This is a genomic window from Ruegeria sp. I1 (genome assembly GCF_056532675.1).
Window position 1 is genome coordinate 97846 of sequence record NZ_JBQFNM010000004.1, and the last position, 24689, is coordinate 122534.

At 57.9% G+C, this 24689-nt stretch carries 27 protein-coding genes; 12 read left to right on the forward strand and 15 right to left on the reverse strand.

Annotated features, from left to right (window positions below):
* Positions 1 to 38: 38 nt before the first annotated feature.
* The gene (locus ACR0DH_RS09065) at positions 39 to 569 is read right to left on the reverse strand and encodes a gamma-glutamylcyclotransferase (RefSeq protein WP_480548786.1); all 531 of its coding nucleotides are present in this window, start codon (positions 567 to 569) and stop codon (positions 39 to 41) included.
* Positions 570 to 635: 66 nt separating this feature from the next.
* On the opposite strand from ACR0DH_RS09065, the gene ACR0DH_RS09070 reads away from it, so the two are divergent.
* Complete coding sequence (locus ACR0DH_RS09070; RefSeq protein WP_480548784.1) at positions 636 to 1637, forward strand: DUF2125 domain-containing protein; 1002 nt, start codon at positions 636 to 638, stop codon at positions 1635 to 1637.
* Here the strand turns inward: ACR0DH_RS09070 and ACR0DH_RS09075 are convergent.
* The 4 genes from ACR0DH_RS09075 to ACR0DH_RS09090 form a co-directional block, all read right to left on the reverse strand.
* Positions 1634 to 2479 carry an extensin-like domain-containing protein gene (locus ACR0DH_RS09075; protein ID WP_480852352.1) on the reverse strand — a complete coding sequence of 282 codons (846 nt, stop codon included), beginning with the start codon at positions 2477 to 2479 and terminating at the stop codon, positions 1634 to 1636. The genes ACR0DH_RS09070 and ACR0DH_RS09075 overlap by 4 nt on opposite strands.
* The gene (locus tag ACR0DH_RS09080) at positions 2476 to 3396 is read right to left on the reverse strand and encodes a prephenate/arogenate dehydrogenase family protein (RefSeq protein ID WP_480548780.1); all 921 of its coding nucleotides are present in this window, start codon (positions 3394 to 3396) and stop codon (positions 2476 to 2478) included. Before ACR0DH_RS09080 ends, ACR0DH_RS09075 begins: the two co-directional genes overlap by 4 nt.
* Positions 3393 to 4478, reverse strand: a complete 1086-nt coding sequence (hisC, locus tag ACR0DH_RS09085) for a histidinol-phosphate transaminase (RefSeq protein WP_480548778.1) — start codon at positions 4476 to 4478, stop codon at positions 3393 to 3395. The genes ACR0DH_RS09080 and hisC overlap by 4 nt, the downstream gene beginning before the upstream one ends.
* 64 nt (positions 4479 to 4542) lie before the next feature.
* Positions 4543 to 5958, reverse strand: a complete 1416-nt coding sequence (locus ACR0DH_RS09090; RefSeq protein ID WP_480548776.1) for an aminotransferase class V-fold PLP-dependent enzyme — start codon at positions 5956 to 5958, stop codon at positions 4543 to 4545.
* A gap of 101 nt (positions 5959 to 6059) precedes the next feature.
* Here ACR0DH_RS09090 and ACR0DH_RS09095 point away from each other — a divergent pair, with 101 nt between their 5' ends.
* Positions 6060 to 6521: an Lrp/AsnC family transcriptional regulator gene (locus ACR0DH_RS09095; protein WP_480548774.1), complete on the forward strand. Its 462-nt coding sequence runs from the start codon at positions 6060 to 6062 to the stop codon at positions 6519 to 6521.
* A gap of 125 nt (positions 6522 to 6646) precedes the next feature.
* Here ACR0DH_RS09095 and rpsD read toward each other — a convergent pair whose 3' ends face one another.
* From rpsD to urtA, 7 genes are all read right to left on the reverse strand, one after another.
* Positions 6647 to 7267, reverse strand: a complete 621-nt coding sequence (gene rpsD, locus ACR0DH_RS09100) for a 30S ribosomal protein S4 (RefSeq protein WP_170536174.1) — start codon at positions 7265 to 7267, stop codon at positions 6647 to 6649.
* A gap of 254 nt (positions 7268 to 7521) precedes the next feature.
* Positions 7522 to 7977, reverse strand: coding sequence for a hypothetical protein (locus ACR0DH_RS09105; protein WP_480548772.1), 456 nt, complete (start codon positions 7975 to 7977; stop codon positions 7522 to 7524).
* A gap of 128 nt (positions 7978 to 8105) precedes the next feature.
* Entirely contained in the window at positions 8106 to 8801 is a 696-nt protein-coding gene (gene urtE / locus ACR0DH_RS09110) for an urea ABC transporter ATP-binding subunit UrtE (RefSeq protein WP_480548770.1), read from the reverse strand.
* 3 nt (positions 8802 to 8804) lie between these two features.
* The gene (gene urtD, locus ACR0DH_RS09115) at positions 8805 to 9545 is read right to left on the reverse strand and encodes an urea ABC transporter ATP-binding protein UrtD (RefSeq protein WP_480548768.1); all 741 of its coding nucleotides are present in this window, start codon (positions 9543 to 9545) and stop codon (positions 8805 to 8807) included.
* Positions 9542 to 10771 (reverse strand): urea ABC transporter permease subunit UrtC, encoded by a 1230-nt coding sequence (gene urtC, locus ACR0DH_RS09120; RefSeq protein WP_480548766.1) that lies wholly within the window; start codon positions 10769 to 10771, stop codon positions 9542 to 9544. Before urtC ends, urtD begins: the two co-directional genes overlap by 4 nt.
* 3 nt (positions 10772 to 10774) lie before the next feature.
* Positions 10775 to 12727 carry an urea ABC transporter permease subunit UrtB gene (urtB, locus tag ACR0DH_RS09125; protein ID WP_480548764.1) on the reverse strand — a complete coding sequence of 651 codons (1953 nt, stop codon included), beginning with the start codon at positions 12725 to 12727 and terminating at the stop codon, positions 10775 to 10777.
* Positions 12728 to 12788: 61 nt separating this feature from the next.
* The gene (gene urtA, locus ACR0DH_RS09130) at positions 12789 to 14069 is read right to left on the reverse strand and encodes an urea ABC transporter substrate-binding protein (RefSeq protein ID WP_480548762.1); all 1281 of its coding nucleotides are present in this window, start codon (positions 14067 to 14069) and stop codon (positions 12789 to 12791) included.
* A 457-nt stretch (positions 14070 to 14526) separates the two neighbouring features.
* Here urtA and ACR0DH_RS09135 point away from each other — a divergent pair, with 457 nt between their 5' ends.
* The 9 genes from ACR0DH_RS09135 to ureG all read left to right on the forward strand — a co-directional run bounded on the left by ACR0DH_RS09135 (position 14527) and on the right by ureG (position 19942).
* Entirely contained in the window at positions 14527 to 15282 is a 756-nt protein-coding gene (locus tag ACR0DH_RS09135; protein ID WP_480827987.1) for an urease accessory protein UreD, read from the forward strand.
* Position 15283: 1 nt separating this feature from the next.
* Positions 15284 to 15586 carry an urease subunit gamma gene (locus tag ACR0DH_RS09140; RefSeq protein ID WP_170536152.1) on the forward strand — a complete coding sequence of 101 codons (303 nt, stop codon included), beginning with the start codon at positions 15284 to 15286 and terminating at the stop codon, positions 15584 to 15586.
* A gap of 15 nt (positions 15587 to 15601) precedes the next feature.
* Positions 15602 to 15763: a hypothetical protein gene (locus ACR0DH_RS09145; RefSeq protein ID WP_480544238.1), complete on the forward strand. Its 162-nt coding sequence runs from the start codon at positions 15602 to 15604 to the stop codon at positions 15761 to 15763.
* The gene (locus ACR0DH_RS09150) at positions 15760 to 16065 is read left to right on the forward strand and encodes an urease subunit beta (protein ID WP_480544239.1); all 306 of its coding nucleotides are present in this window, start codon (positions 15760 to 15762) and stop codon (positions 16063 to 16065) included. The genes ACR0DH_RS09145 and ACR0DH_RS09150 overlap by 4 nt, the downstream gene beginning before the upstream one ends.
* A complete protein-coding gene (gene ureC / locus ACR0DH_RS09155) occupies positions 16065 to 17825 on the forward strand; it encodes an urease subunit alpha (RefSeq protein ID WP_480548758.1) in 1761 nt (586 codons plus the stop codon). Before ACR0DH_RS09150 ends, ureC begins: the two co-directional genes overlap by 1 nt.
* A gap of 130 nt (positions 17826 to 17955) precedes the next feature.
* Positions 17956 to 18180: a DUF1127 domain-containing protein gene (locus ACR0DH_RS09160; RefSeq protein ID WP_480544241.1), complete on the forward strand. Its 225-nt coding sequence runs from the start codon at positions 17956 to 17958 to the stop codon at positions 18178 to 18180.
* Between the two features lie 28 nt (positions 18181 to 18208).
* On the forward strand, positions 18209 to 18661 hold the full coding sequence (locus ACR0DH_RS09165; RefSeq protein ID WP_480548756.1) for an urease accessory protein UreE: 453 nt from the start codon (positions 18209 to 18211) through the stop codon (positions 18659 to 18661).
* Entirely contained in the window at positions 18645 to 19298 is a 654-nt protein-coding gene (locus ACR0DH_RS09170; RefSeq protein ID WP_480548754.1) for an urease accessory protein UreF, read from the forward strand. The genes ACR0DH_RS09165 and ACR0DH_RS09170 overlap by 17 nt, the downstream gene beginning before the upstream one ends.
* Positions 19295 to 19942 (forward strand): urease accessory protein UreG, encoded by a 648-nt coding sequence (gene ureG / locus ACR0DH_RS09175; protein WP_480548752.1) that lies wholly within the window; start codon positions 19295 to 19297, stop codon positions 19940 to 19942. The genes ACR0DH_RS09170 and ureG overlap by 4 nt, the downstream gene beginning before the upstream one ends.
* 143 nt (positions 19943 to 20085) lie before the next feature.
* Here the strand turns inward: ureG and ACR0DH_RS09180 are convergent, their stop codons facing one another.
* The gene (locus ACR0DH_RS09180) at positions 20086 to 22368 is read right to left on the reverse strand and encodes an adenosylcobalamin-dependent ribonucleoside-diphosphate reductase (protein WP_480548750.1); all 2283 of its coding nucleotides are present in this window, start codon (positions 22366 to 22368) and stop codon (positions 20086 to 20088) included.
* 113 nt (positions 22369 to 22481) lie between these two features.
* Between ACR0DH_RS09180 and ACR0DH_RS09185 the strand changes: the two genes are divergently transcribed.
* Positions 22482 to 22913: a DUF1489 family protein gene (locus tag ACR0DH_RS09185; protein WP_480544245.1), complete on the forward strand. Its 432-nt coding sequence runs from the start codon at positions 22482 to 22484 to the stop codon at positions 22911 to 22913.
* Here the strand turns inward: ACR0DH_RS09185 and hisG are convergent, their stop codons facing one another.
* Both hisG and ACR0DH_RS09195 read right to left on the reverse strand, forming a co-directional pair.
* Positions 22914 to 23603 carry an ATP phosphoribosyltransferase gene (gene hisG / locus ACR0DH_RS09190; protein WP_480548748.1) on the reverse strand — a complete coding sequence of 230 codons (690 nt, stop codon included), beginning with the start codon at positions 23601 to 23603 and terminating at the stop codon, positions 22914 to 22916.
* Positions 23600 to 24688, reverse strand: a complete 1089-nt coding sequence (locus ACR0DH_RS09195) for an ATP phosphoribosyltransferase regulatory subunit (protein WP_480548746.1) — start codon at positions 24686 to 24688, stop codon at positions 23600 to 23602. The genes hisG and ACR0DH_RS09195 overlap by 4 nt, the downstream gene beginning before the upstream one ends.
* Position 24689: the final 1 nt, after the last annotated feature.

Consider the following 24689-nt stretch of genomic DNA (forward strand, 5'->3'; position numbering starts at 1 on the left):
CTTGAAAATAGCGAAATTCCGCCGGTGACGCCAAGGGTTTATGCGGTAATGCTCCGCACTCGTTGCGACAACCACTCAAGATCAGGGTCATGCAACCCGATCTCGGCCAAATGTTCCGTGGTATTATAAAGATATTCAGTGTTCGGCCCCCGCCCGCCAATTGCGTGGGCAATGATCTGGGCCTGTTCTTCCAGTGGCATCCCCCCGCAATACTGCACATGATGCGCATCGATCACATAAGTGACGGCGTTCACGACGTCGCCGTTGTCCAGATGCACATCCAGCATCCGTTCGACATAGGCAGATGAGATCAACTCGCGCTCGCGCAGCTCGTACAACGTACGGTCTTCGTGGCCGCCCTCAACGGCCAGAGCCAACCCTTTGCAATGGGCCTCAGCCTGTTCATCCAGCGCCAGAACCAGACCCGGATGCTCTTCGGTGCCACGATGATGGATCGAACTCATACAGAAGGACCGCGCGTAACCGTGCAGCGTTGCAAGCTCGCTGCGGGCGACGGGAAATCCCGGATTCCACAACAGCGATCCATACCCGAATACCCACATCGTCATTGCACTGGTCCTTGCCCGTTTGGGCCTATAAACATCAAATCCGAGGCAGGAAAAAGGCCAAAGCGGATGCGCCGTCTGATACGAGTTTTCTTTTTCATCGTCACCCTATGGAGCCTGTATTGGTTCGTTGCAGGTTATGGGCTGCGCAATGCGATCACCAGCTGGTTTGATGCGCAGCAGGCACGCGGATGGCAATCCGAATTCGCCGACGTTGAAACCTCAGGCTTTCCCGGACATCACGTCACCCGCCTGAACAGCCCAGCACTGGCCGATCCCGCCACCGGAACCGCGTGGAGCGCGGACTGGATCGAATTCAAAAGCCCCGCGATTTGGCCCGGTCGCCAAATCCTGCGTTTTGCCGAAACACCACAACGTCTGTCCTATTTTGATCAAACCGCGACCATCACTGCCGATGATCTGCAGGCCGAACTACAGCTACAACCGGGCGTGGCCCTGGTGCTTGAAAAGATGGCGCTAACAGCAGGGCCCTGGCAAATCACCGATGACGCCGATGCGCTGGCCGGTGGCAATACGCTAAGCCTGATGATGAAACAGACAGACGCGCCCGAAGCCTATGCGATCACCGCGCAGATCGATGGCTTTGCACCGGGGAACGACCTGCGCGCACTGATGCATTCCGCCTCATCGCTGCCCCAGCGGTTCGAGACGCTGGAACTGGATATGGTGACCGTTTTTGACAAACCGTGGGATCGAACCGCCATCGAACAGAACCGTCCCCAACCTGTCGAAATCACGTTAAAACTGGCCGAAATCAAATGGGGTGAGCTTCGCTTGTTTGCGGCAGGTGAACTGGATGTGGACGCTCAAGGCATTCCAACCGGTGAAATCGCGATCAAGGCCGAGAACTGGCGCGATATGATCGCCATGGCCAATGCGGCAGGGGCTCTGCCGGATCAAGCCGTTGATCCAGTTACCCGCGCGCTGAACTTTCTGGCCGGGCTGGGCGGCAATCCAAATGCGCTGGATCTGCAATTGAATTTCCGCGACGGGTTCGTGGCATTGGGCCCCCTACCCTTGGGGCCAGCCCCGCGCCTGATCCTGCGTTAGCGACAATAGGCGCCGCTGCGATAACGGGCCGTGTCCAGATGAAAATGATCGCGGTGGTACCGATCTGAGTTTGGGCCCAGAACCGTGCCAAACGGCCTGCAAGCCCCGCGCCAGACCTTCTTGAGCTGCTTTTGCGACGGGTTCTTGCGCCATCCGTTCAGCACGGTCACCACATCTCCGTCCGCCATGACAAAGCCCGAGATATCGATGGCGCGGCCCTTGCCGTGCTCTGAGATACGCGCGCCCTTGCGGTTGTTGCGGGTGCGACAGGCGTAGTGGGCCGCCACCTGCAACTGAACCACGGGCCCGCGTCGCTTGAAGGTCGGTTTAACGGACTTGTCTACCCATTCGTTCAGTGCAATCGCCGTGCCGCAATCCATCGTCGACGCGCGGCTGAGCGTGACACCCGAGACCGAGGTGATCTGTACAGCATCCTTGACACCACAAGCCTTGGTCTTGCTGGTTACACGGCCCATAGGCTTGCCCTGTATCGCAATATCCCCACAGACAGAGCCTTTGCGCAGCTTGCGTTTCTTGAACAAAATCTGCTGTTCCAAAGCCTCTGGCCGCGCAAACGGCGTCAAAGAGGTATCCGGGCTGAGCAGCGGCAGATCAGATGGTCGCGCCGCAATGGCGGCGATCTGAGGCGATACAGGTCGCGGGACGGGCCGCATGTTTGGGATGCTCAACGGGGTTGCCGTCCGACTGGTAACAGCCGCCAGATCGACGGTGTCTGATGGGCGCGCGATGGGGACCAACGATTGCTCGGGCGCCGACGCGTGGCCAATACCGCACCAGAGTGCGGCCACCACGATCAGAAGGTGTCCCGCAATCGGCCTCATGATCCAATCTTTCCCCGGCCAAAATCTGGTGCGTCCGTATCCTGGCCCGCATCAATAATGCCCCGCCGGATCGCCCGTGTGCGGGTGAAATAGTCGAACAGGTGCTCTCCATCCCCGGTGCGAATGGCGCGTTGCAAGGCAAAAAGCTCCTCGGTGAACCGCCCCAGAATTTCCAGTGTCGCGTCTTTGTTGGACAGGAAAACATCTCGCCACATCGTCGGGTCCGAGGCTGCGATACGCGTAAAGTCACGGAAGCCGGCAGCCGAGTATTTGATGACCTCGGTATCCGTGACCCGACGTAGATCATCTGCAACCCCAACCATCGTGTAAGCGATCAGGTGCGGCGCATGAGAGGTGACGGCAAGAACCAGATCATGGTGATCCGCGTCCATCTCATCGACATTCGAGCCCATACCCTCCCATAACGCGCGCAAGCGGGAAATCGCATCTGGATCAGTGCCTTCAACCGGAACCAGCAGACACCACCGATTGTCGAACAGCTCAGCAAAGCCGGACTCGGGCCCGGAATGCTCGGTCCCTGCCAATGGGTGTGCAGGGATGAAATGCACGCCTTCGGGAATATGCGGTTGAACGCTTTGGATCACATGTCGCTTGACCGAGCCTACATCAGAGACGGTGGCACCGGGCTTCAAAACCGGCGCAATCTCCTCGGCCACCGCTCCCATCGCGCCGACCGGAACGCAAAGCACCACCAGATCGGCCCCGTCCACGGCCTCGCGCGCCGTGTCGCAAACACGATCGCATAGGCCGATCTTGCGGGCCGTGCCGCGGGTTGCCTCGGACCGCGCATACCCAGTGACCTCACCGGCCAAACCGGCGCGCTTGATGGCCCAGAACATGGACGAGGCGATCAGGCCCAGCCCAATCAGCGCAACGCGGTCATAAATCTGGCTCATACGGCACCCTCTTTGAATGCAGTGATCGCAGTAACAACGCGACGACAGCCTTGTTCATCGCCCACGGTGATCCGCAAAGCGTTTGGCAGGTTGTAGCCTGCAACCCGGCGCACAATCAAACCCTGCGTTTTCAGGTAGTCATCGCAGGCCTCAGCCTCAGCCCTGTCGGCAAAGCGCACAAGGATGAAGTTGGTACAGGACGGATCCGAGTGAACCCCGATCTTGGCCAACTCCTCGGCCAGCCACGCACGCAACCGCGCGTTTTCAGCCTGACAGAAGGACAGGAACTCCACATCGTCTACCGCTGCCTCTGCCGCAGCCAATGCAGTCAGCGAGAGGTTAAAGGGCTGCCGCACCCGGTTCAGCACATCGATGATGGTCTGGTGCGCATAGCCCCAGCCGACACGCATACCGCCCAGCCCGTACACTTTTGAAAAGGTGCGCGTCATGATCACATTCTCATGGGCGTCAACCAGTGACGCCCCGCCATCGAACCCGTCGACAAATTCCGCATAAGCGCCGTCCAGAACCATCAGGCAAGTATCGGGCAGACACAGCGCCAGACGTTCCAGTTTGTCGTTCGAGATCATGGTCGAGGTTGGATTGCCGGGGTTGGTGACAAACACGATCCGCGTCTGCCCCGTCACCGCGGCAAGAATGGCATCCACATCCACCTTGCGGTCACGCTCGGCCACCATGACCGGCGTCGCACCGGCCATACGGGCGATGATCGGGTACATGGAAAACCCGTGCTCGGTATAGATCACCTCGTCCCCCGGCCCCGCATAGGCCTGAGCGACGAACTGCAATACCTCGTCGCTGCCGACACCGCAGATGATCCGCGCCGGGTCCAGCCCATGGCGTGCGCCGATGGCCGCGCGCAGGCTCGCGTGGTCGGTGCTGGGATAACGATGCAGAGTGGCCGCGCTGTCGCGCACCGCCTCTATTGCCCTGGGGCTGGGTCCAAAGGGGTTCTCGTTCGAGCTCAGCTTGATCACATGCTCCACTCCCGCCACATGCGACTGGCCGCCCTGATACAGCGCGATGTCCATAATGCCGGGTTGTGGGGTGATCTTGGTCATGAGAGGCTCCGTTCAATGGGCCTCTCATACCTGTCTCAAAGGGTTGAGAAAAGCGGCAATTCCCTCATGCGGCCTTGAAGCGCGCTGTTGCCGGGTCAGCGTTGTAGTAAGGCGTGAATTCTTCGGTCCGGTGCGACAGGTCATTGACGCTGTCGATGATGAACTGAACCGTTTCCTCACTCATCAGATATGAGAAATTCAGGCGCACCCAGCCGGGTTTTTTCATTTCTTCCCCTGCGGACAAGGCAGCGTGCAGCGCCTCGGACGTTGCCTGATCGATCCCCAGCAAGCGGTGGGCATAGGGTCCGGCACAGGCACAGCCGCCCCGCGCCTGAATACCGTAGATATCGCTGAGCATCCGGGTGAACAGCTGCTGATGCACGGGCCGACCCGCATTGTCGCGCACCAGGAAGGAAAAGATCGGCAGCCGATGCGCGCTCTCGACCCCAAGCAGGGTCAGGTTCGGGTTGTTCTTCCAGCCGTCCAGCGCCATTTGATTGTACTGCGCCTCGCGCCGGGCGATTTCGTCCGTTCCGACGACATCCTTGACGATGAAGGCCAGCGCCGCACGAATGTCTCCGATCACGTTGGGTGTCCCGGCCTCTTCGCGGGTGGACAGATCGGCACTGTAGTCATGCCGCCACGGTGATACGAAGCTGACGGTTCCACCACCCGGCCAGCTGGGACAGGTCCGTTTCACCGCCAGCTCGTTCACGATCAAGACACCGGATGCCCCCGGCCCACCGGGAAACTTATGCGGAGAAACCACGATCGCATCCTTGCGCGCATCCTCTGGACCCATATCCATCGGCAGGTATGGCCCACCCCCGGCATAGTCCCAAACAGCCATCGCTCCATTTGCTTTGAGCATCCGAGTGACCGGATCCGGGTCAGTGATGATGCCCGTGACATTCGAAGCCGCAGAAAAGGACCCGATCACCAGATCAGCATCGGCATGTGTCGCCAACGTTTCTTCCAACACGTCCAGATCAATCCCACCTCCCTTAGCTTCGGGGATTTCGACGACCTGCGCCTTGCTTTCCCGCCAAGGTAGAATGTTCGAGTGGTGCTCGTATGGACCAATCAAAACAACCGGGTTCGCTGCGTCCTCTACGCCCAGCAAATTCACCAGACGATTCAACCCTGATGTCGCGCCCGACCCGGTGAAGATCACCGCGTCGTTCTCGGCAGCCCCCACGCTACGGGCAATTTCGGCACGCGCTTCGCGACGCAGACCCGTCATATATGATCCGCAATACGAGGCCTCGGTGTGGCTGTTTGCATAAAACGGAAGAACATGATGGGCCACATAGTCTTCGACCTGCTGCAACGCGCGACCCGAAGCTACGTAATCCGCATACACAAGCGGCACATCCCCATTCAAACCGGGGATCAGAACGTTCTCTCCGATCAATCCATCGCGCAGATCGGAATGTTTAGTGGTGGAACAGAGTTCCGCTCGAAATCTGGACAGGGTCATGGCATTGCTCCTAGTTACGCCACTAAGATGATTGATCCAGTTTGGAAGAAACCACTCTATTTTTGCGTATACCTCTCAAAATTTGTGTCATATGATAAATTATGGCACTAAAATTAGATCAAATAGACATACGCATCCTTAAGGAACTGCAAAAAGACGCCACCCTGTCTCAGCGTGAGCTAGCAGATCGTGTCGGGCTGTCTCAAAACGCCTGCTGGCGACGATTGAAGGCTCTGAACGAAAACGGGGTGCTGATCGGCTCAACCGCCTGGATTGCACGCGAAAAACTGGGCCTGACCCTTGTGGTATTCGTCATGCTCCGCACGCGTCACCACTCGGCTGACTGGCTACAGGCCTTCCGACGTCACGTATTGACGATCCCCGAGGTTGTGGATTTCCACCGGATTGGCGGGGATTATGACTATCAGCTTAAAGTCGTCACGCAGGACATGGCCTCCTACGACAAAGTCTATCAACGCTTGATCGAAAAGGTCGAGCTGGACAGCGTTACATCATACTTCGCCATGGAGGCCATTGCCGAAGGGCGCCCGCTCCCCCTCTGATCCCAACTTCATCTGGCCAGAAATATCCCGGGGGAGTCGCGCAGCGGCGGGGGCAGAGCCCCCCTTCAAACAAAAAAGACCGCGCCAAATGGCGCGGCCCTTTGAATTCGATTTGTCTGCGAAGATCAGTTCTTCGCGTAGAATTCAACAACCAGGTTCGGTTCCATCATGACCGGGTAAGGCACATCACCCAAGCCCGGTGCGCGCACGAAAGTCGCGGTCATCTTCGAGTGGTCGGCATCGATGTAGTCAGGCACATCACGCTCGGCCAGAGCAGCAGCTTCAAGAACAACAGCCAGTTGCTTCGACTTGTCACGCACTTCGATCACATCGCCTTCTTTGACGCGGTAGCTAGGGATGTTGACCCGCTTGCCGTTCACCTTGACGTGGCCGTGGTTCACGAATTGACGTGCGGCAAACACAGTCGGCACGAACTTGGCACGGTAAACAACAGCGTCCAGACGGCGCTCCAGCAGACCGATCAGGTTTTCACCGGTATCGCCTTTAACACGCTCGGCTTCTGCGTAAATGCGGCGGAACTGCTTCTCGGTCAGGTCGCCATAGTAGCCTTTCAGCTTCTGCTTGGCGCGCAGCTGCAGACCGAAGTCCGACAGTTTGCCCTTGCGGCGCTGACCGTGCTGGCCGGGGCCGTATTCACGACGGTTTACCGGGGATTTCGGACGACCCCAGATGTTTTCGCCCATCCGGCGGTCGATTTTGTACTTGGCAGACGTGCGTTTGGTCACGGCTGATCTCCTTCGTATTAGTCGAGGCCCAAAGGGCCACTATGAAGGGCGTTGTCCTCTTGAGGTTTCCCCCATGACAGGCATCCCCTTACGGGGGCCACCAACACCAATGAAGCCGCGCTTATATCTGCACAGAGAGCAGAGTCAACATGCGAAACGGCGGTTAAATGCACTAAAGCTGCAAGGCGTACGCACTCTCTGGATCAGTTAAACCAACCCAGGTCAAATACATGCAGATAATAAAGGAAAACTAGTCAGGACAAACCGGGGTGAGGAAAGCTGACAACGTTCGCATCCGGCGCGGTGCGCGCAGATGCAGGCGTGGCGTAGTGCGACACTTCGCTGATCCAAAACAACTGGTCCCGCGCCGGGCAGCCGTTTTCAAACACAAATGTTGGACCAATATCACCCTCTTGTACGACCAAATCCGCACAGAACTGTTGCGCCCCGTTCGACAGAACGACTGAGGCGCAGGTATCGCCTGCAACTTCCCGAATAATAGCAAAACGATCAGCAACAGAAGACGAAGCCGCACCCATCGAGCCAACGCGTTCGATGCTTTGCTCCAAGCTTGTGGCCAAAACCACGGCTTGCCCACGCCAGGACCACGCCGCACCGACCACCAAGGATTCCAACGGCGCTGCTTCAAGCTCATCAAGCTCGGTTTGCGCCCATGATATCGCTATTTGGCCCCTATGATCTGATCTCATCTGCCCGCACTCATCCCGAAACACATACTTATTAACAGTGGCTCATTATCAATCTGAATTCCGGCAAAAAAGAGACCAAATTCAAACATTACAAAGAATGTTGCAGAAGGGATTCAAATCCGGCCTAACTAAACTCGAACCATCCGCAAGACCTGATCACGCGTCAAATCTTCCTTTGCACCTTTGATCATGACCTCCCCACGCCGCAACACGACGATCCTGTCGGCAAGGTCATAGGCAAAGTCGAAGTATTGCTCAACCAAAACAATTGCCATGGCATCTGTGGCTCTGAGGTGCCGGATCACGTCTCCGATCTGTTGAATTATGTTTGGCTGGATACCTTCCGTCGGCTCGTCCAACAACAGAAGGCGTGGCTTTGTGATCAGGGCCCGCGCGATAGCTAGCTGCTGCTGTTGCCCGCCGGACAAATCCCCACCGCGCCGGTTTTGCATTTTCTTCAGGACAGGGAAAAGATCGTAGATTTCGTCGGGGATGACATGTTCAGATGTCGGTAGGCAAGAAAATCCGGTTTCCAGATTCTCTCGCACCGTAAGCAGTGGGAAAATCTCGCGCCCTTGCGGCACGTAGGCGACGCCTTTCAAAGCCATCCGATGCGCAGGCAAGGCGCCCAGAGACTCGCCATCCAATTCTAACTTGCCTCCTGAACGTGGATGCGTGCCTGAGATTGCTTTCATCAAGCTGGTTTTTCCAACGCCATTGGTTCCCATGACACAGGTAACTTCACCTTGCCGGGCTTCCATGGAGATTCCGTTTAGGATTTGAGAATGCCCATAGTGCAACGTCAGATCGGTTAGATTTAACATCAATTAGCGCCCCAGATAGACATCGATCACGTCCTGGTTGGATGTCACATGATCAAGACTGCCTTCAGCCAGAACCGAGCCCTCGTGCAAGACAGTGACTTTGCAGTTCAGCCGCCGGACAAATTCCATGTCATGTTCAACGACCACGACGGCACGGGTTTTGGCCGCATTGACCAGAATATCGGTTGTGTGTTCGCGTTCTTGCGGCGTCATACCAGCGGCGGGTTCATCGACCAAAAGCAGACGCGGGTCCTGCGCCAGCAACATGCCAATTTCCAACCATTGCTTTTGGCCATGGCTCAGCTCACCTGACTTGCGGTCGAGGTCATGGCCCAGGCCAATTTCAGCCGCCAATTCTTCGACCTTGTGCAAGTCGTTTGCAACGGGACGATACAGCAGAACACCCAACCATCCGCGTTTGTTCTTTAATGCCATAAGCAGGTTCTCCTGCACCGTCTGATCCTCGAATACAGTCGGTTTCTGGAATTTTCTGCCAACTCCCACCTGGGCAATCTTGGCCTCGCTCATCCGCAAAAGCGAGACGGATTTCTCGCCCCAGATCACACGACCTTCGTCGGGCCGGGTTTTGCCAGTCACAATATCCATGAACGTCGTTTTCCCGGCGCCGTTTGGGCCAATGACAGCACGCAACTCCGCCTCACCGATCCGGAAGGAAAGGTTGTTGATGGCGCGAAACCCGTCGAAGGTGACAGAAACGCCGCTCACCTCAAGCAGAGTGCTCATTCCGTGGCCTCCTTTTCACGCAATGCCCCGTCATCGGGGCCAAGGGCCGCGCCGTGCCGGTCTGGGTGGTTTCGCTTAGCCCAAAGGTCAAACAAGCCTCCGATCCCTTGTGGGGCGAACAGCGTGACCAGCACAAAGGAAACGCCCAGCAGGACCTGCCACCAGTCGACCCATTTGATCGTGTAAAAGCCCAGCGAGATGTCCGGGGCCTGTCCACCGGTGAACCACGTGCTCAGCAGGCTGACGAAGGCGGCGCCAATAATTGCGCCGTACAAACGTCCGCGCCCGCCGATAGCGACCCACACGGCCAGATAGATCGAGGCGATCGGGGCCATCTCCTCGGGGTTGATAATGCCTGCTTGTGGGTAGTAGAGCGCGCCTGCGATCCCGGCGAAACAGGCGGTCAGCGTGAAGACAGTAAGTTTATAAACCTCGACAGAATACCCTAGGAACCGAACCCGCGCCTCATTGTCGCGAATGCCCCTGAGTACCGATCCGAACTTGCCCGATACGATCCACGCAGCCGTGATATAGCCCAGCCCCAGCGCCAGTGCGGATGCCCAAAGAAACCAGATCGATACCACATCCTGAGAGGCGCTAATTCCGGGTAGGTTCTGAAGGCCCGACAAGCCGTTGTTCCCGCGCAATCCACTGTCGTTCTGAAACAGATAGAGGGCCAGCGCCAGCGTCATGGCTTGAGTCAGAATCGAGAGATAAACGCCCGTAACCCGGCTGCGGAAGGCCAGCCAGCCGAAGATCAGCGCCAGAAGTCCGGGCACCAACACGACCAGCATCAATTGCAGGGTCAGGCTATGGGAAAAGGCCCAGATCAACGGGAAGTCCGACGATCCGACCACGCCAAAAATCTGCGTTCCGATAGCGTCCACAACCTCAGCCGGGGTGGGCGGGATTTCGGCTTGCGATAGCGACTCGACCACGATCAGACGCGTGCGTTCGTACATCAGCCACATGCCGATCATGTAGCCTCCTAGCCCGAAGAAGGCGAAATGCCCCAGAGATAGGATGCCGGTAAATCCCCAGACCAGATCCATCGCTACGGCAATCAGGCACAGACACAGGGTCTTGCCCAGTGTCTTGACGAAACTGGTTGAGATCACGCCGATTCCGAACCCTTCGGACAGGATGGTCACGCCCAAGGTGAATAGGGACAGGATGGTCAGAAAGACCAGTACCGAGGGGTTCTTGGCGACAAAGCTACGTTCCATGGCTCAATCCCCCGCCGCGCGGCCCTTGAGTGCGATGATGCCCCTGGGCCGGAACTGGATGAAAATGATGATGAAGATGATCATGTAGGTTTGGGCCGCGAGGGTGTTCGACGGGTTCATCCACTCGATCCCCTTCTGCAAGAAGCCGATCATGCCGGCCCCCGCCAACGCGCCCCAGATGTTGCCGACACCGCCGACGACTACGGTCATGAAGCTTTGAACGATATAGTCGCTGCCCAGATCGGATGTGACCTTGGCGAATAGACCAATCGCAACCCCGGCGATCCCGGCAATGCCCGAGCCCAAGCCGAAGGTCAGCATATTCACGCGCCCCGGATTGATGCCCATCGATCCCGCCATGCGTGGGTTCTGCGTCACTGCGCGCATCTCAAGCCCCAACCGGGTACGTTTCATGATGTAAAGGAACAGCCCAAGAAAGATCATCGCCAGAACGAAGATCGCGATGCGGATATAGCTGATCGAGACAACATCGTTCAGCACCCATGCCCCGTCCAGCCAGCCGGGCGCGGTTAGCGGTCGCGCTTGTGTGCCGAAGATGTTCTTGGCCAATTGCTGAAGGGCGATCGAGATGCCGAACGTCGCCAGCAGGGTCTCAAGCGGGCGGGCGTAGAGCCAACGGATCACCAGCCGCTCCATCGCGACGCCCATGGCGAAGGTGACGGCAAAGGCCATCGGGATCGCCACGATGATCGAGAGCGTATGGTCAGGGATGAACTGCTGCACCACATAGCCGGTGTAGGCGCCCATCATGATGAACTCGCCATGGGCCATGTTGATCACGCCCATCACGCCGAACGTGATGGCCAGACCGATGGCAGCCAGGAAATAGATCGACGCCAACGAGATCGCGTCCAGCGTCAGGTCAAGGGTCTGGTTCAAGCCGACTTTCAGCTCGATCTGCTCCAGCGCTTTTTCGGCGGCGGCTGTGACTTCGGGTGAAGGTTCGGCATAGGTCTCAAAGAAGACATGCGTTTCCAACGCAGAATCGATGTCGGCCTCGGTTATCAAAGCAGGAACGAGGCCGGCTTCGGCCAGAGCAGCGTAAGCCTGAGCACGCGCGGCGTCAGAGTTCAGCTGCGCGACAGGAATGTTTCCCACGCGGCCGCCGTCGATATTGGCGGCCAGTGCGGCGCGTATGTCATCGGGCGATGTGCGCGGTGCGGCGAGGTCATTGGCGACCAACAGATCATATGCCTCGTCCCGCAACAGGGCTTCTGATCCGGGATCTAAAATAGTGGCGATATTCGCATCAGAAGGCAGATCAGTGCCCGCCTGTCGCTTCGTCACGACCAAAGGATTCAGCGCCGCACGGACATCCACACCCAGATCGTCGGACATGTCTTCAATCGCAGCAACACGCGTTGCGGTATCTTGGTCGTAGCCGATGGTCAGCAACCGCTCGAGGCGTTGCTTCTGCGCTTTCAGATCGGCATCGGGCTCGTCGTCAATCGAGGCGCGCAGCGGCTCCAGCAGAGCGCCTTCGGGATCGCGTTGGATAGATGTCAAAGCGGCCAGACGTTTTGCCCGGTCCGGGTCGGTCAGTTGGAACTGCACCAAAGCGGTCCCGATCATCGCGCGGATGCCGCTATTGGGTTTCAACTGCTTCAGGTCGGATTTTTGATACGTGCCAACGACGTCTCCGGTGTCGAAATCAGTCAGTTCATACGACCGCCCCTCGGCCTTTTTGCCTGAAAAGAACAGGCCATCCGACTTGCGCATCCACACGTCTTTGGCGGCCCACGTCTCAAGCATCACCTGCGCTTGCGGCAACCCGCTGCTGGCAATCGCATCAATCGCCGGTTTGATCGTCTTGCGCGAGCTTTTGGCGATGATCTCCTGATGCTCTTGCAGGATCGGTTGCAAACCGCTCTCTTGCGCATTGGCCGTTAGGCAGGCGCATAGGATTGCGAGGCCCGCAAGGAATAGTCGTAACATGTGGTGAAACCCGAGGTGTCTTTAGGGCAAGGCGGGCGATGTCACCCGCCTTGCGAGAAGGTTAGTAGTTCGACAAGGTCTGAACGCAGGTCTTGGTCTCGGTGTTGTACATACCGCAACCCAGCTCTTTCCAATCCGAGATCAGAACCGCCGATTCCGGCAGGAAATCTGTCCATGCATCACCCGGAACGACGTCGGTTTCGCTGATGATATCGAACTGTCCATCTTCCTGAATCTCACCGATCAGAACCGGTTTGGCCAAGTGGTGGTTCGGCAGCATCACGGCCGTGCCACCGGTCAGGTTCGGGAATTCCTGCCCGTACATAGCTGAGCGTACAGCGTCGACCTCGGTCGAGCCCGCCTCTGTCGCGGCGTTTACCCACATGTTGAAGCCGATGTAATGCGCTTCCATTGGGTCATTGGTCACGCGGTCTTCACCCATGGTGGCTTTCCACGTCTCAACGAAACCGGCGTTCACGTCGGTATCTGCCGACTGGAAGTAGTTCCACGCGGCCAGGTGACCGACCAGGTTGGTGGTATCCAGACCCGAGAGTTCTTCCTCACCGACCGAGAAGGCCACGACCGGGATGTCATCCGCCGAAACGCCCGCAGCCGCCAGCTCCTTATAGAAGCCGATATTCGCGTCGCCATTGATGGTCGAGATCACGCCGACTTTCTTACCGTCGGCACCCAGCGCAACAACGTCTGCGACGATCTTGGACCAATCGGAATGGCCGAAGGGGGTGTAGTTGACGAAGATATCCTCGTCCGCGATGCCTTTACCCTTCAGGTAGCTTTCCAGGATGTTGTTGGTGGTACGCGGGTACACATAGTCAGTGCCCAGCAGCGCGAATTTCTCAACACCCAGCTCATCCAGGAAGTAGTCAGTCGCAGGGATCGCCTGCTGGTTCGGGGCGGCACCTGTGTAGAATACGTTTTTCGAAGACTCTTCGCCCTCATACTGAACCGGGTAGAACAGAAGACCGTTCAGTTCTTCGATCACAGGCAGAACCGATTTACGGCTGACCGAGGTCCAGTTGCCGAAGATCACGTCCACCTCATGCACAGTCAGCAGCTCGCGCGCTTTTTCGGCAAATAGCGGCCAGTCGGAGGCCGGGTCGACAACAACTGCCTCAAGCTGTTTGCCTAGCAGGCCGCCCTTGGCGTTTTGCTGGTCGATCAGCATCAGCATCGTGTCTTTTAGCGTAGTTTCCGAGATTGCCATCGTGCCAGACAGCGAATGCAAAACACCAACTTTGATCGTATCTTCATCCGCCAACGCAGCGGTCGCTATAGTTGCAAAAACAAGTGATCCGGCAAGCGTGGATTTGAGCGATTTCATGTAATCCTCCTGGCGGGGCCGGGAGAGAGGGCTTGCACAAAGGCGCGTTTCTCTTCTACCTGATCCCCGCAACTGTTGTTGCGTTACGTGTGGCGGTTGTGTTCGAGGTCCAATTCGCGCAGCCGTCACACACCCTTGGTTTTTCCCAAGTGGGCACGCTTACGGTTTCTGCATTGCAGCATCATTATCAATTCGTGGATTGATCATTTCCGTAGATCAGTCCTATCTGGCTATTTTTTAATCAGTTAGGCGGCGTGAAGCCCAAAATTTAGACACCCCTTCAGGAAACGCTTCGAATTCTGACCCTTGGAATAGAGTCCCGGCGCTCAACAGGGAAAACAGACGGCACAGCTCTTTGCGTTGCAGGTCCACCATCACACATCACGCTTCGATACCGCCCCCTTTGACCGCCGCGCCGCCGCGCGCGCAAGGATCGGTTCGTCTCAGCACAAAACGTTTGGGCAAAACCTCGGTTCTGAATGCGTTTCGCCAATCAGGTTCGTTCAAATGCCTGTTCCCTCGGACAGATGGGGATGCGCTGGATGCAGTCCTTTTGAACACCGCCGGAGGGATTACAGGCGGGGATGTATTCAAATTCCAGGGTCACGCAATCGAGGGCACAGCGCTGACGCTTACGACACAAGCCTGCGAACGTGCCTATCAGGCTAAACCGGGACCGCCGGGCCAGCTATCAAACCTATTGAAGGTCGATGCAGGCGCCCGGATCAGTTGGTTGCCGCAAGAGACAATTTTGTTCCAAGGCAGCGCGCTCGATCGTCATCTGACTATCGACCTGACCTCGGGAGCCTCGGTTTTGATGGCGGAATCCTGGGTCTTTGGGCGCGCCGCGATGGGCGAAGTACTAACCGACATTCGCCTGCGCGACAGGATAGAAATTCGCAAGGATAGCAAACCCATCTTTCTGGATGCGATGCAGTTCAACGGCGATCTGAATGCCCATTTGGCAAGACCCAACATCGCAAATGGTGCCGGAGCAATGGCTCTGATCGTCTTTGTTTCACCAGCTGCCGAAGGTCAGCTGGATGCGATCCGAAAGATGCTGCCGGAAACGGCTGCGGGGGCCACGCTGCTACAAGATGACCTGTTGGTCGTCAGGATGCTGGCGCCAAACAGTTTTGAGTTACGCCACGTGCTGATCCCGATCCTGCGGCAATTGAACAACGATACTCTCCCCCGATGCTGGATGATCTGAGATGAACCTGACCCCTCGTGAAAAAGACAAGCTGCTGGTTGCCATGGCTGCCGAAATTGCCCGCAAACGGCTGGCGCGCGGCGTCAAGCTGAACCACCCCGAGGCGATTGCCCTAATCACCGACGCGGTGGTCGAAGGCGCGCGCGACGGTCGGTCCGTCGCCGATATGATGCAGGCCGGGGCCGAGGTGATCACCCGCGCGCAATGCATGGAGGGCGTGCCCGAGATGATCCACGAGGTTCAGGTCGAGGCCACCTTTCCCGACGGCACCAAGCTGGTGACTGTCCACAACCCTATTCGCTGACAAAGGAACCCTGATATGACCCGTATGCTCTTTCCCGCCTTCATACTCGCTGGCCCTGCCGCGGCACATACCGACACGCATATTCACGCCCATGGCACGGACTATATCGCTCTGGGCGTTGGCCTGGCTCTCATCGCGCTGGCCGCCATCGCGGTGATTGCAAAGCTGAACAAATGATCCCCGGCGAGCTGTTCCCGGCCGAAGGCCAGATTACTCTGAACGCAAGCACAACGGCGCTGACGCTGATGGTGGCCAATACCGGTGACCGACCGGTTCAGGTCGGCTCGCACTATCATTTCGCCGAGACCAACCCAGCGCTCGACTTCGACCGCGCCGCCGCGCACGGGACGCGCCTGGACATCGCCCCAGGCACCGCCGTGCGGTTCGAACCGGGCCAATCGCGCGAGGTTTCGCTGATCCCGATAGGTGGTGCGCGGAAGATCTATGGGTTCAACCAAAAAGTCATGGGGTCGCTTTAATGCCCGCAACAATCCAACGCTCTGACTATGCCGCGATGTTCGGCCCCACCACAGGCGACAGGCTGCGGCTGGCTGATACCGATCTGGTGATTGAGGTCGAACGCGACCTGACCGCCGAACGTGCAGGGGCCGCCGCGACCGGCGGGACCGGTGACAACGCGCTGCTCTACGGAGAACAGGTTAAGTTCGGTGGTGGCAAGGTGATCCGCGACGGGATGGGGCAATCTCAGGTTACGCGCGCCGCAGGGGCCGTGGATACAGTCATCACCAATGCTTTGATCGTCGACCACTCGGGCATCTACAAGGCTGATGTGGGCCTCAAAGACGGGCGCATCGAAAAGATCGGAAAGGCAGGAAACCCGGATACGCAGCCGGGCGTCGATATCATCATCGGCCCGGGAACCGAAGCCATTGCTGGCGAGGGGCGCATCCTAACAGCAGGCGGGTTCGACAGCCACATCCATTTCATCTGCCCGCAACAGATTGAGGACGCGCTGCATTCCGGCCTGACCACGATGCTGGGCGGCGGCACCGGTCCGGCGCATGGCACCTTGGCCACCACCTGCACACCCGGCCCCTGGCACATCGGACGGATGCTGCAAGCAGCAGATGCGTTTCCCATGAACCTGGCATTTGCGGGTAAAGGCAACGCCTCTCTACCCGCCGCTCTTGAAGAACAGGTCAAAGCCGGGGCTTGTGCGCTGAAACTGCACGAGGATTGGGGCACAACCCCTGCCGCCATCGACTGCTGCCTCTCGGTCGCGGATGCGATGGACGTGCAGGTGATGATCCACACCGATACGCTCAATGAATCGGGTTTTGTCGAAAACACAGTGGCCGCCATGAAAGGTCGCACGATCCACGCGTTTCACACCGAAGGCGCAGGTGGGGGCCACGCACCAGATATTATCAAGATCTGCGGCGAGAACCACGTGCTGCCCTCATCCACCAACCCCACGCGCCCCTTCACCGTGAACACGGTTGAGGAGCATCTGGACATGCTGATGGTCTGCCATCACCTCGACAAATCCATCCCCGAGGACGTGGCTTTTGCCGAAAGCCGCATCCGGCGCGAGACCATCGCTGCCGAGGATATTCTGCATGACATGGGCGCCTTCAGCATCATCGCTTCTGACAGTCAGGCTATGGGTCGGGTCGGAGAAGTTCTGATCCGCACCTGGCAAACAGCCGACAAAATGAAAAAGCAACGCGGTCGTCTGCCAGAAGAAACCGGCGAGAACGACAATTTGCGGGTCCGGCGCTACATCGCCAAATACACCATCAACCCCGCCATTGCGCATGGGTTAAGCCACGAGATCGGCAGCATCGAAGAAGGCAAACGCGCCGATCTGGTGCTGTGGAACCCGGCCTTCTTTGGCGTGAAGCCCGAGATGGTATTGCTGGGCGGCACAATTGCGTGTGCGCAGATGGGCGATCCCAATGCTTCGATCCCGACACCGCAGCCGGTTTACAGCCGCCCTATGTTCGGGGCCTATGGCCGCTCGGTTGAAAACTCTGCTATCACCTTCGTCTCTCAAGCGGCTCAGGCCGACGGGATTGGCGATACGCTGGGATTGGCAAAGCAAACCGTCGGCGTTCAAAACACGCGGGAGATCAGCAAACAGGATCTTCTACTAAACAACGCGACCCCGCATGTCGAAGTCGATCCGGAAACCTACGAGGTCCGCGCAGATGGCGAGTTGCTGATCTGCCAGCCAGCCGAAGTTCTACCTATGGCACAGCGATACTTTCTATTCTGATCAATATTTGCGCTGCAATGCAGCATGTGCAACGCGGCCATGACAAAAGGCCCTCTACTCACCGAGGACGAAATGACCAAGTATGAAAACCAAGGGAGGACCAACTTAGACCAGTTTACTGGAGGTCCTGATGGCACATTCAACAACCAACCCACGCACTGGCTTTTCGATTGCTGGCTTCTTCCGCTCTGTCGGCGAGGCATTTTACAACGGGATGATAGCCTTGGCCGAAGCGCGATCACGCTCGAAGCAAATCGAGTTTCTACAATCGCTCAGCGACGAAGCTTTGAAAAAGCGCGGCATCTCTCGCGACCAGATCGTGTATCACGTCTTTTCGGACTCCGTCTGGCGCTGAACACCGCAACTGCAGATGGGGCGTTTCTATGACCTCCCTGTTCTGCACTGCCCACCGATATTCGGATCATCTTCACGGTGATCCCAATGATGAACTGTCGCTGACATATGACGACAGGTTCTTGCGCCGTAAAATGCTGACCTGCGAAAGCGGTATGCAAGTTCTGGTGGATCTGGCACAGACCACCTCTCTGAACCATGGCGGCGCGCTGGTTCTGGACGATGGTCGCCAAGTGAAAATACAGGCGGCACCCGAAGCCCTGCTGGAGGTTACAGCCCCGGACCTGGCGCGCATTGCATGGCATATTGGCAATCGCCATACACCCTGTCAGATCGAAGCCGAACGTCTGCTGATCCAGATCGATCACGTTATCCGCGACATGTTGCTAAAAATCGGCGCAACGGTGCGAGAAGTGCGAGAACCCTTTACCCCCGAAGGTGGGGCCTATGGTCATGGCAGGACACATGGCCACGCCCACTGACGCCGATATCCTGACGCTGACCCAATGGCTATCCCCTGCCTATCCAGTAGGCGGCTTTGCCTATTCGCATGGATTGGAGGCTGCCATCGACGCTGGCACCGTTGCATCTGCGCAGGATGCCAAGGCCTGGATTTGGGATGTGCTGGAACATGGGTCTGGTTGGAACGATGCCTTGTTCCTTTTTGCGGCCTACAACGCGCAAGACGTCGACGCGTTGGATGATATCGATTCGATGGCCCGGGCCTTTTGCGCATCGTCCGAACGGGTCATGGAAACCGATCTGCTGGGTCAGGCATTCGGGCAAGTAACAGGCGACGTGTGGGCTGTAGAGCTTACCCAACTCTCCTACCCTGTTGCGGTTGGACGCGCCGCACATTTGCAGGCCCTGCCGGTCCTGCTAACAGCCAAAATGTTTCTGCAGGCTTTCGCCAGCAATCTGGTCGCTTGCGCGACGCGGCTGGTGCCTCTGGGTCAGACGGATGCACAAAGGCTGATCCGCGACCTGACACCACTTTGTGAACAGATCGCCCAGAATGCATACTTGGCTGGCTTGGACCAGCTGACCTCAACCGCGTTTCTGTCGGACATCGCGTCGATGACACATGAAACCCAATATTCAAGGATGTTTCGCACATGACTCAGATGAATGGCCCTTTGCGGGTTGGGATTGGCGGCCCTGTTGGCGCTGGCAAGACCACTTTGACCGCCGCCCTATCCGAAGCACTGCGTGATGTTTGTTCAATCGGCGTCATCACCAATGACATCTACACTCAGGAAGATGCCGAAGCGCTGATGCGCATGCAGGTCTTGCCACGGGATCGGATCATCGGTGTTGAAACAGGCGGTTGTCCGCATACGGCGATCCGCGAGGATGCCTCGATCAATCTGGCGGCCGTTGCCGAAATGCGAACACGTCATCCTGATCTCGACGTGGTCTTGATCGAAAGTGGAGGAGACAATCTTTCAGCCACGTTCAGCCCGGAGCTTGCAGATCTGACCATTTATGTCATCGACGTTGCCGCTGGCGAAGAGATCCCCCGCAAAGGTGGCCCCGCGATTACAAAGTCAGACATCTTGGTAATCAATAAAACCGACCTTGCCCCTCATGTTGGCGCGTCGCTGGACGTAATGGAGCGGGATGCCAACAGAATGCGCAACGGGCGGCCATTTTTATTCTCATCACTTCGTCACAGGCAAGGAGTGGACGCAATAGTCGATCATTTGGTCAAGATCGGCGGATTGAGGACAACTGAATCGCAAGATATCTCGCTGCCTGCCTGAGAAGAACTAGTCCCTGCGAGAAATTCAAACAGCTTTTGAAGAACGCTGCCGCCGTTTCTGATAACCACCCGCTAAGACAGTCTTATTGGGCCGCTTAGCTCATGTCGCGTGACAGGTCGCTCGATGGTTGGCTTCTGCACAGCCTATCCGCATTTGGAGTGCCCGCAACTTCTGCAGGTCATGCACCCCTCAATCATCACCATGTCAAACTGCCCGCAAGAAGGGCAGGCCTTGCCGCGTGGGGCATCCATGTTGACAACCTGCGCCTGAGGGTCGGATTTCAGCCCCATCCCCTCGCCTTCCAGAAAGCCGATATTGACCATATGCTGTTCGATGACACCGCCAATAGCGGCCAAAATCGAAGGGATATACTTGCCTTTCACCCAGGCCCCGCCACGCGGATCGAAGACGGCCTTTAGCTCCTCCACAACGAATGACACATCCCCGCCTCGGCGGAACACAGCCGAGATCATTCGAGTCAGGGCAAGGGTCCAGGCGTAGTGCTCCATATTCTTCGAGTTGATGAACACCTCAAACGGCCGGCGGCGGCCTGCGATTACGATGTCGTTGATCGTCAGATAGATCGCGTGTTCGCTGTCCGGCCATTTCAGCTTGTAGGTCGACCCTTCCAGAGATTGCGGGCGGTCCAGTGGCTCGGACATGTAAATCACATCGCCGCCATCCACCTCATGCGGTGCGCTGGCGCTCTCGCCTGGTGCCTTATCGTCACTCTCTGACACGGTCAGGACCGAGCCAGTCACGTCGTTGGGCCGATAGGTGGTGCAGCCTTTGCAACCCTGATCCCAGGCCTGCATGTACACGTCCTTGAACGCGTCAAAGCTGATATCTTCCGGGCAGTTGATCGTCTTGGAAATTGAACTGTCGATCCATTTCTGCGCCGCCGCCTGCATTTTCACATGATCAGACGGCGACAGAGTCTGCGCGTTGACGAAGTAATCCGGCAGTTCGGTATCACCAAACTTGTCGCGCCACATCTGGACGGCATAGTCCACCACTTCTTCCTCGGTACGCGAGCCATCTTTCTGCAGCACCTTGCGGGTGTAGGCATAGGCAAAGACTGGTTCGATCCCTGACGACACGTTGCCAGCGTAAAGAGAAATCGTCCCCGTCGGCGCGATCGAGGTCAGCAGCGCGTTTCGGATACCGTGTTCGCGGATCGCATCCCGCACATCTGCGTCCATCTGCAGCATCGTGCCACTGGACAGATACTTCTCGGCATCGAACAGGGGGAAGGCCCCTTTTTCCTTTGCCAAATCCACTGACGCCAGATACGCGGCGCGGGCGATCGCGTGCAACCAGCGTTCGGTCTGACGCGCCGCCTCGTCCGAGCCATAGCGCAGGCCCAGCATCAACAGTGCATCGGCCAGCCCGGTGACGCCCAATCCGATGCGGCGTTTATCCTGCGCTTCAGCCTCTTGCTCGACCAATGGAAACTTCGATGCGTCCACCACGTTGTCCATCATGCGGACAGCGGTGGCGACCAACTCTTGCAGGGCCGCTTCATCCAGATGCGCCGCCCCCTCAAACGGCTCCGCCACCAATCGGGCCAAATTGATCGAACCCAACAGGCACGCACCATAGGGTGGCAGTGGCTGTTCACCACAGGGGTTGGTTGCCGCTATGGTTTCGACATAGCTGAGGTTATTGGCCTGATTGATCCGGTCGATGAAGATCACACCGGGCTCGGCATAGTCGTATGTGGCTTGCATGATCTTGTTCCACAGATCACGCGCCTGCACGGTATGATAGACCTTGCCATCGAATACCAGCTCCCACGGGCCATCGGTCTTGACGGCTTCCATGAAGGGATCAGTCACCAGCACGGACATGTTGAACATGCGCAAGCGCGCGGGGTCAGATTTGGCGGTGATGAACTGCTCAATATCCGGATGATCGCACCGCATGGTGGCCATCATCGCCCCACGGCGCGAGCCTGCAGACATGATGGTCCGGCACATAGCATCCCAGACATCCATGAATGACAGCGGGCCAGAGGCATCCGCAGCCACCCCATGCACATCCGCACCGCGCGGACGAATGGTCGAGAAATCATAGCCGATCCCGCCACCCTGCTGCATGGTCAAGGCCGCCTCCCGAAGCATGTCGAAGATACCGCCCATGCTGTCCGGGATCGTGCCCATGACGAAGCAGTTGAACAGGGTTACCTGACGTGCAGTGCCTGCGCCTGCGGTGATGCGACCGGCGGGCAGATATTTGAAATCCTCCAGTGCTTCATAGAACTTGCCTTCCCACTGCGCCGGGTTTTTTTCCACCCAGGCCAAATCGCGGGCGATGCGCCGCCAGCTGTCTTCGACCGTCTGATCGATGGGCGTGCCATCCGCTTGTTTAAAGCGGTATTTCATATCCCAGATTTGCTCGGCGATGGGGGCGGCAAAGCGGCTCATTGGTGATTCCCTATCTGAAAGAGGTATTCAGAGTACCATCCACAACACCTTGATGACAATCGTACATGAGCTACAATGGCTTGATAGTCGATGGACGACTCTGTGGGCAAGCTGTGGATAAATACGTTAACCTCATCAAACTTTCGGTCGGGTCGGAGAGTGTCGACACGTTGATCGCGTGGCAGGACAGCCGAAAACCGCTGTACGAGGATGGCTGCCCGCGCCATGTCACCCGAATGTGGCCCAAGCGCGAAGCCGAGATTTTGAATGGCGGATCAATCTACTGGGTCATCAAGGGTGTCGTTCAGTGCCGCCAACGTATCCTTCGGCTGGATGAAGTGCGCGGCGAGGATGGTATCCGGCGCTGCGCCATTGTGCTGGACCCCGAGCTACATCGCACCCAAAACGCCCTGAAACGTCCGTTTCAGGGGTGGCGTTATCTCAAACCGGAAGACACACCCGCCGACCTACCCAAAAACCGCGCGCAGGAGGACGCCCTGCCCGACGATCTGAACCGCGCGCTGGCTGAAATCGGCGTTCTGTAGTTACTGCAGCCGCTCCAGCAATTCGCTCAGAACCGCTTTGTCGGCCGCATCAAGCTTGGCCACCCGGCTGCGCCACAACGTCGCCTGCGATTGCAAGATCAGACCATCCGACAGAACTTTGAGGTGGTTGGCCCGCAGTGTTTCTCCGGTGGAGGTTATATCGGCGATTGCTTCAGCGGTTTCGTTCATTACCGTGCCTTCGGTCGCGCCCTGACTATCGACCAGAGTGTAATCCGCGACGCCCGCATCGGTCAGAAACTCGCGCACCAACCGGTGGAACTTGGTGGCAATCCGCAGCCGGTGGCCATGCACCTTGCGGAATGCGGCGGCTGCCGCGTCCAGATCGTCTAGCGTATCCACATCGACCCAGCAGGCAGGCGTCGCAATGATCAGGTCGGCCCGACCAAAGCCCAGCGCTGAAACCTCGACAACCTGCTGTTCCCAACGCGGCAGCTTTTCTTGCACCAGATCGTTGCCGGTCACGCCCAGATGAATACGGCCCGAAGCCAGTTCGCGCGGGATTTCACCGGCAGAGAGCAGGATCAGCGAAACCCCTTCGATGCCGCTTACCGTACCGGCATATTCCCGATCCGATCCACTGCGCGACAGGGTAATGCCGCGCTTTTCGAACCACGAGAATGTCTTGTCCATCAACCGGCCCTTCGAGGGCACGCCCAGCTTCACACTCATTGCGCGGCCTCCTCGATGTCCAGCATCAGGTCGGGTCGGATCACGCCACCAATTGCGGGGATTTCAGACCCGCCACCCAATTGCCGTGTCAGCGCATCATAGCGCCCGCCCGTGGCAATCGGTGGCAAATCAGGGCGGCCTTCGGCGTAGAAACCAAAGACAAACCCATCGTAGTACTCCATCGAAGTCCGGCCATAGGACGCCTCGAAATCCAGCCGTTCGACATCCACGCCGCGCGCCTGCAGGGCTGCAATCCGCACCTCAAGTCGGTCCAGCGCCGGGGTGATCTGCGGCAGATCGACCGCCACATCCCGCAGCTGTTCCAGCGCGAAGGGCATCGTCTCGCGTACATTCAACAAGGTCTCCAGCCCGACCAACTCATTGTCAGAAATGGGCGGGGTATCGCGATCCTCGCGCAGCGCTTCGATCCGTTCGGCAATCTCAGGCGCTTGGCGCTTTCCGATCATCGGAAAATCAAACGACAGCGGGTCAGCCGAATCCAGCAGAGCATCGCGCCCCTCAGACCCAGACTTGCGACGCGCGTATCGATCCAGCAGAGTGCGGAACCGACGCGGCCGCCACAGATGGCGCATCAACGCAGCCTTTCGCCGATCAGTTGTGCGCAGCCCTTCGACAGCGGCAATCAGTATCCCGATATCCCCGGTGGCAGCCCGCAAAGGCAACCCGCGCAATTGCAAAGCGATAAGCGAGAACACCTCGGCATCCGCCCCGGCCGGATCGTTGCGGTCAAACACCTCATAGCCGACCTGAATATATTCATTGGATCGATCCGGATCGTGTTCCTGCCTGCGAAACACTTCACCCGAATAGGTATACCGCGCAGGTTCAGCGCCGTCGCGCATGTGCATTTGCACCACCGGCAAGGTAAAGTCCGGGCGCAACATCTGTTCGCCCCGCAGCGCATCCGAAGTGATGTAAGCGCGTCCGCGAATATCCTCACCGTAAAGGTCCAGCAGCGTGTCTGCCGGTTGCAACAGAGGCGTATCCACCACCTGAGCGCCCGCAGCCTCAAAACGGACACGCATCATCGCAGCGCGGGCCTGTATCTGGGAACGGTTGGCCATG

Excerpts from the sequence above, each read along its gene's own strand:
- ACR0DH_RS09065 (WP_480548786.1), bottom strand. The coding sequence starts at position 569 with ATGACGATGTGGGTATTCGGGTATGGATCGCTGTTGTGGAATCCGGGA.
- ACR0DH_RS09070 (WP_480548784.1), top strand. The coding sequence starts at position 636 with ATGCGCCGTCTGATACGAGTTTTCTTTTTCATCGTCACCCTATGGAGC.
- ACR0DH_RS09075 (WP_480852352.1), bottom strand. The coding sequence starts at position 2,479 with ATGAGGCCGATTGCGGGACACCTTCTGATCGTGGTGGCCGCACTCTGG.
- ACR0DH_RS09080 (WP_480548780.1), bottom strand. The coding sequence starts at position 3,396 with ATGAGCCAGATTTATGACCGCGTTGCGCTGATTGGGCTGGGCCTGATC.
- hisC (WP_480548778.1), bottom strand. The coding sequence starts at position 4,478 with ATGACCAAGATCACCCCACAACCCGGCATTATGGACATCGCGCTGTAT.
- ACR0DH_RS09090 (WP_480548776.1), bottom strand. The coding sequence starts at position 5,958 with ATGACCCTGTCCAGATTTCGAGCGGAACTCTGTTCCACCACTAAACAT.
- ACR0DH_RS09095 (WP_480548774.1), top strand. The coding sequence starts at position 6,060 with ATGGCACTAAAATTAGATCAAATAGACATACGCATCCTTAAGGAACTG.
- ACR0DH_RS09105 (WP_480548772.1), bottom strand. The coding sequence starts at position 7,977 with ATGAGATCAGATCATAGGGGCCAAATAGCGATATCATGGGCGCAAACC.
- urtE (WP_480548770.1), bottom strand. The coding sequence starts at position 8,801 with ATGTTAAATCTAACCGATCTGACGTTGCACTATGGGCATTCTCAAATC.
- urtD (WP_480548768.1), bottom strand. The coding sequence starts at position 9,545 with ATGAGCACTCTGCTTGAGGTGAGCGGCGTTTCTGTCACCTTCGACGGG.
- urtC (WP_480548766.1), bottom strand. The coding sequence starts at position 10,771 with ATGGAACGTAGCTTTGTCGCCAAGAACCCCTCGGTACTGGTCTTTCTG.
- urtB (WP_480548764.1), bottom strand. The coding sequence starts at position 12,727 with ATGTTACGACTATTCCTTGCGGGCCTCGCAATCCTATGCGCCTGCCTA.
- urtA (WP_480548762.1), bottom strand. The coding sequence starts at position 14,069 with ATGAAATCGCTCAAATCCACGCTTGCCGGATCACTTGTTTTTGCAACT.
- ACR0DH_RS09140 (WP_170536152.1), top strand. The coding sequence starts at position 15,284 with ATGAACCTGACCCCTCGTGAAAAAGACAAGCTGCTGGTTGCCATGGCT.
- ACR0DH_RS09145 (WP_480544238.1), top strand. The coding sequence starts at position 15,602 with ATGACCCGTATGCTCTTTCCCGCCTTCATACTCGCTGGCCCTGCCGCG.
- ACR0DH_RS09150 (WP_480544239.1), top strand. The coding sequence starts at position 15,760 with ATGATCCCCGGCGAGCTGTTCCCGGCCGAAGGCCAGATTACTCTGAAC.
- ureC (WP_480548758.1), top strand. The coding sequence starts at position 16,065 with ATGCCCGCAACAATCCAACGCTCTGACTATGCCGCGATGTTCGGCCCC.
- ACR0DH_RS09160 (WP_480544241.1), top strand. The coding sequence starts at position 17,956 with ATGGCACATTCAACAACCAACCCACGCACTGGCTTTTCGATTGCTGGC.
- ACR0DH_RS09165 (WP_480548756.1), top strand. The coding sequence starts at position 18,209 with ATGACCTCCCTGTTCTGCACTGCCCACCGATATTCGGATCATCTTCAC.
- ACR0DH_RS09170 (WP_480548754.1), top strand. The coding sequence starts at position 18,645 with ATGGCCACGCCCACTGACGCCGATATCCTGACGCTGACCCAATGGCTA.
- ureG (WP_480548752.1), top strand. The coding sequence starts at position 19,295 with ATGACTCAGATGAATGGCCCTTTGCGGGTTGGGATTGGCGGCCCTGTT.
- ACR0DH_RS09180 (WP_480548750.1), bottom strand. The coding sequence starts at position 22,368 with ATGAGCCGCTTTGCCGCCCCCATCGCCGAGCAAATCTGGGATATGAAA.
- hisG (WP_480548748.1), bottom strand. The coding sequence starts at position 23,603 with ATGAGTGTGAAGCTGGGCGTGCCCTCGAAGGGCCGGTTGATGGACAAG.
- ACR0DH_RS09195 (WP_480548746.1), bottom strand. The coding sequence starts at position 24,688 with ATGGCCAACCGTTCCCAGATACAGGCCCGCGCTGCGATGATGCGTGTC.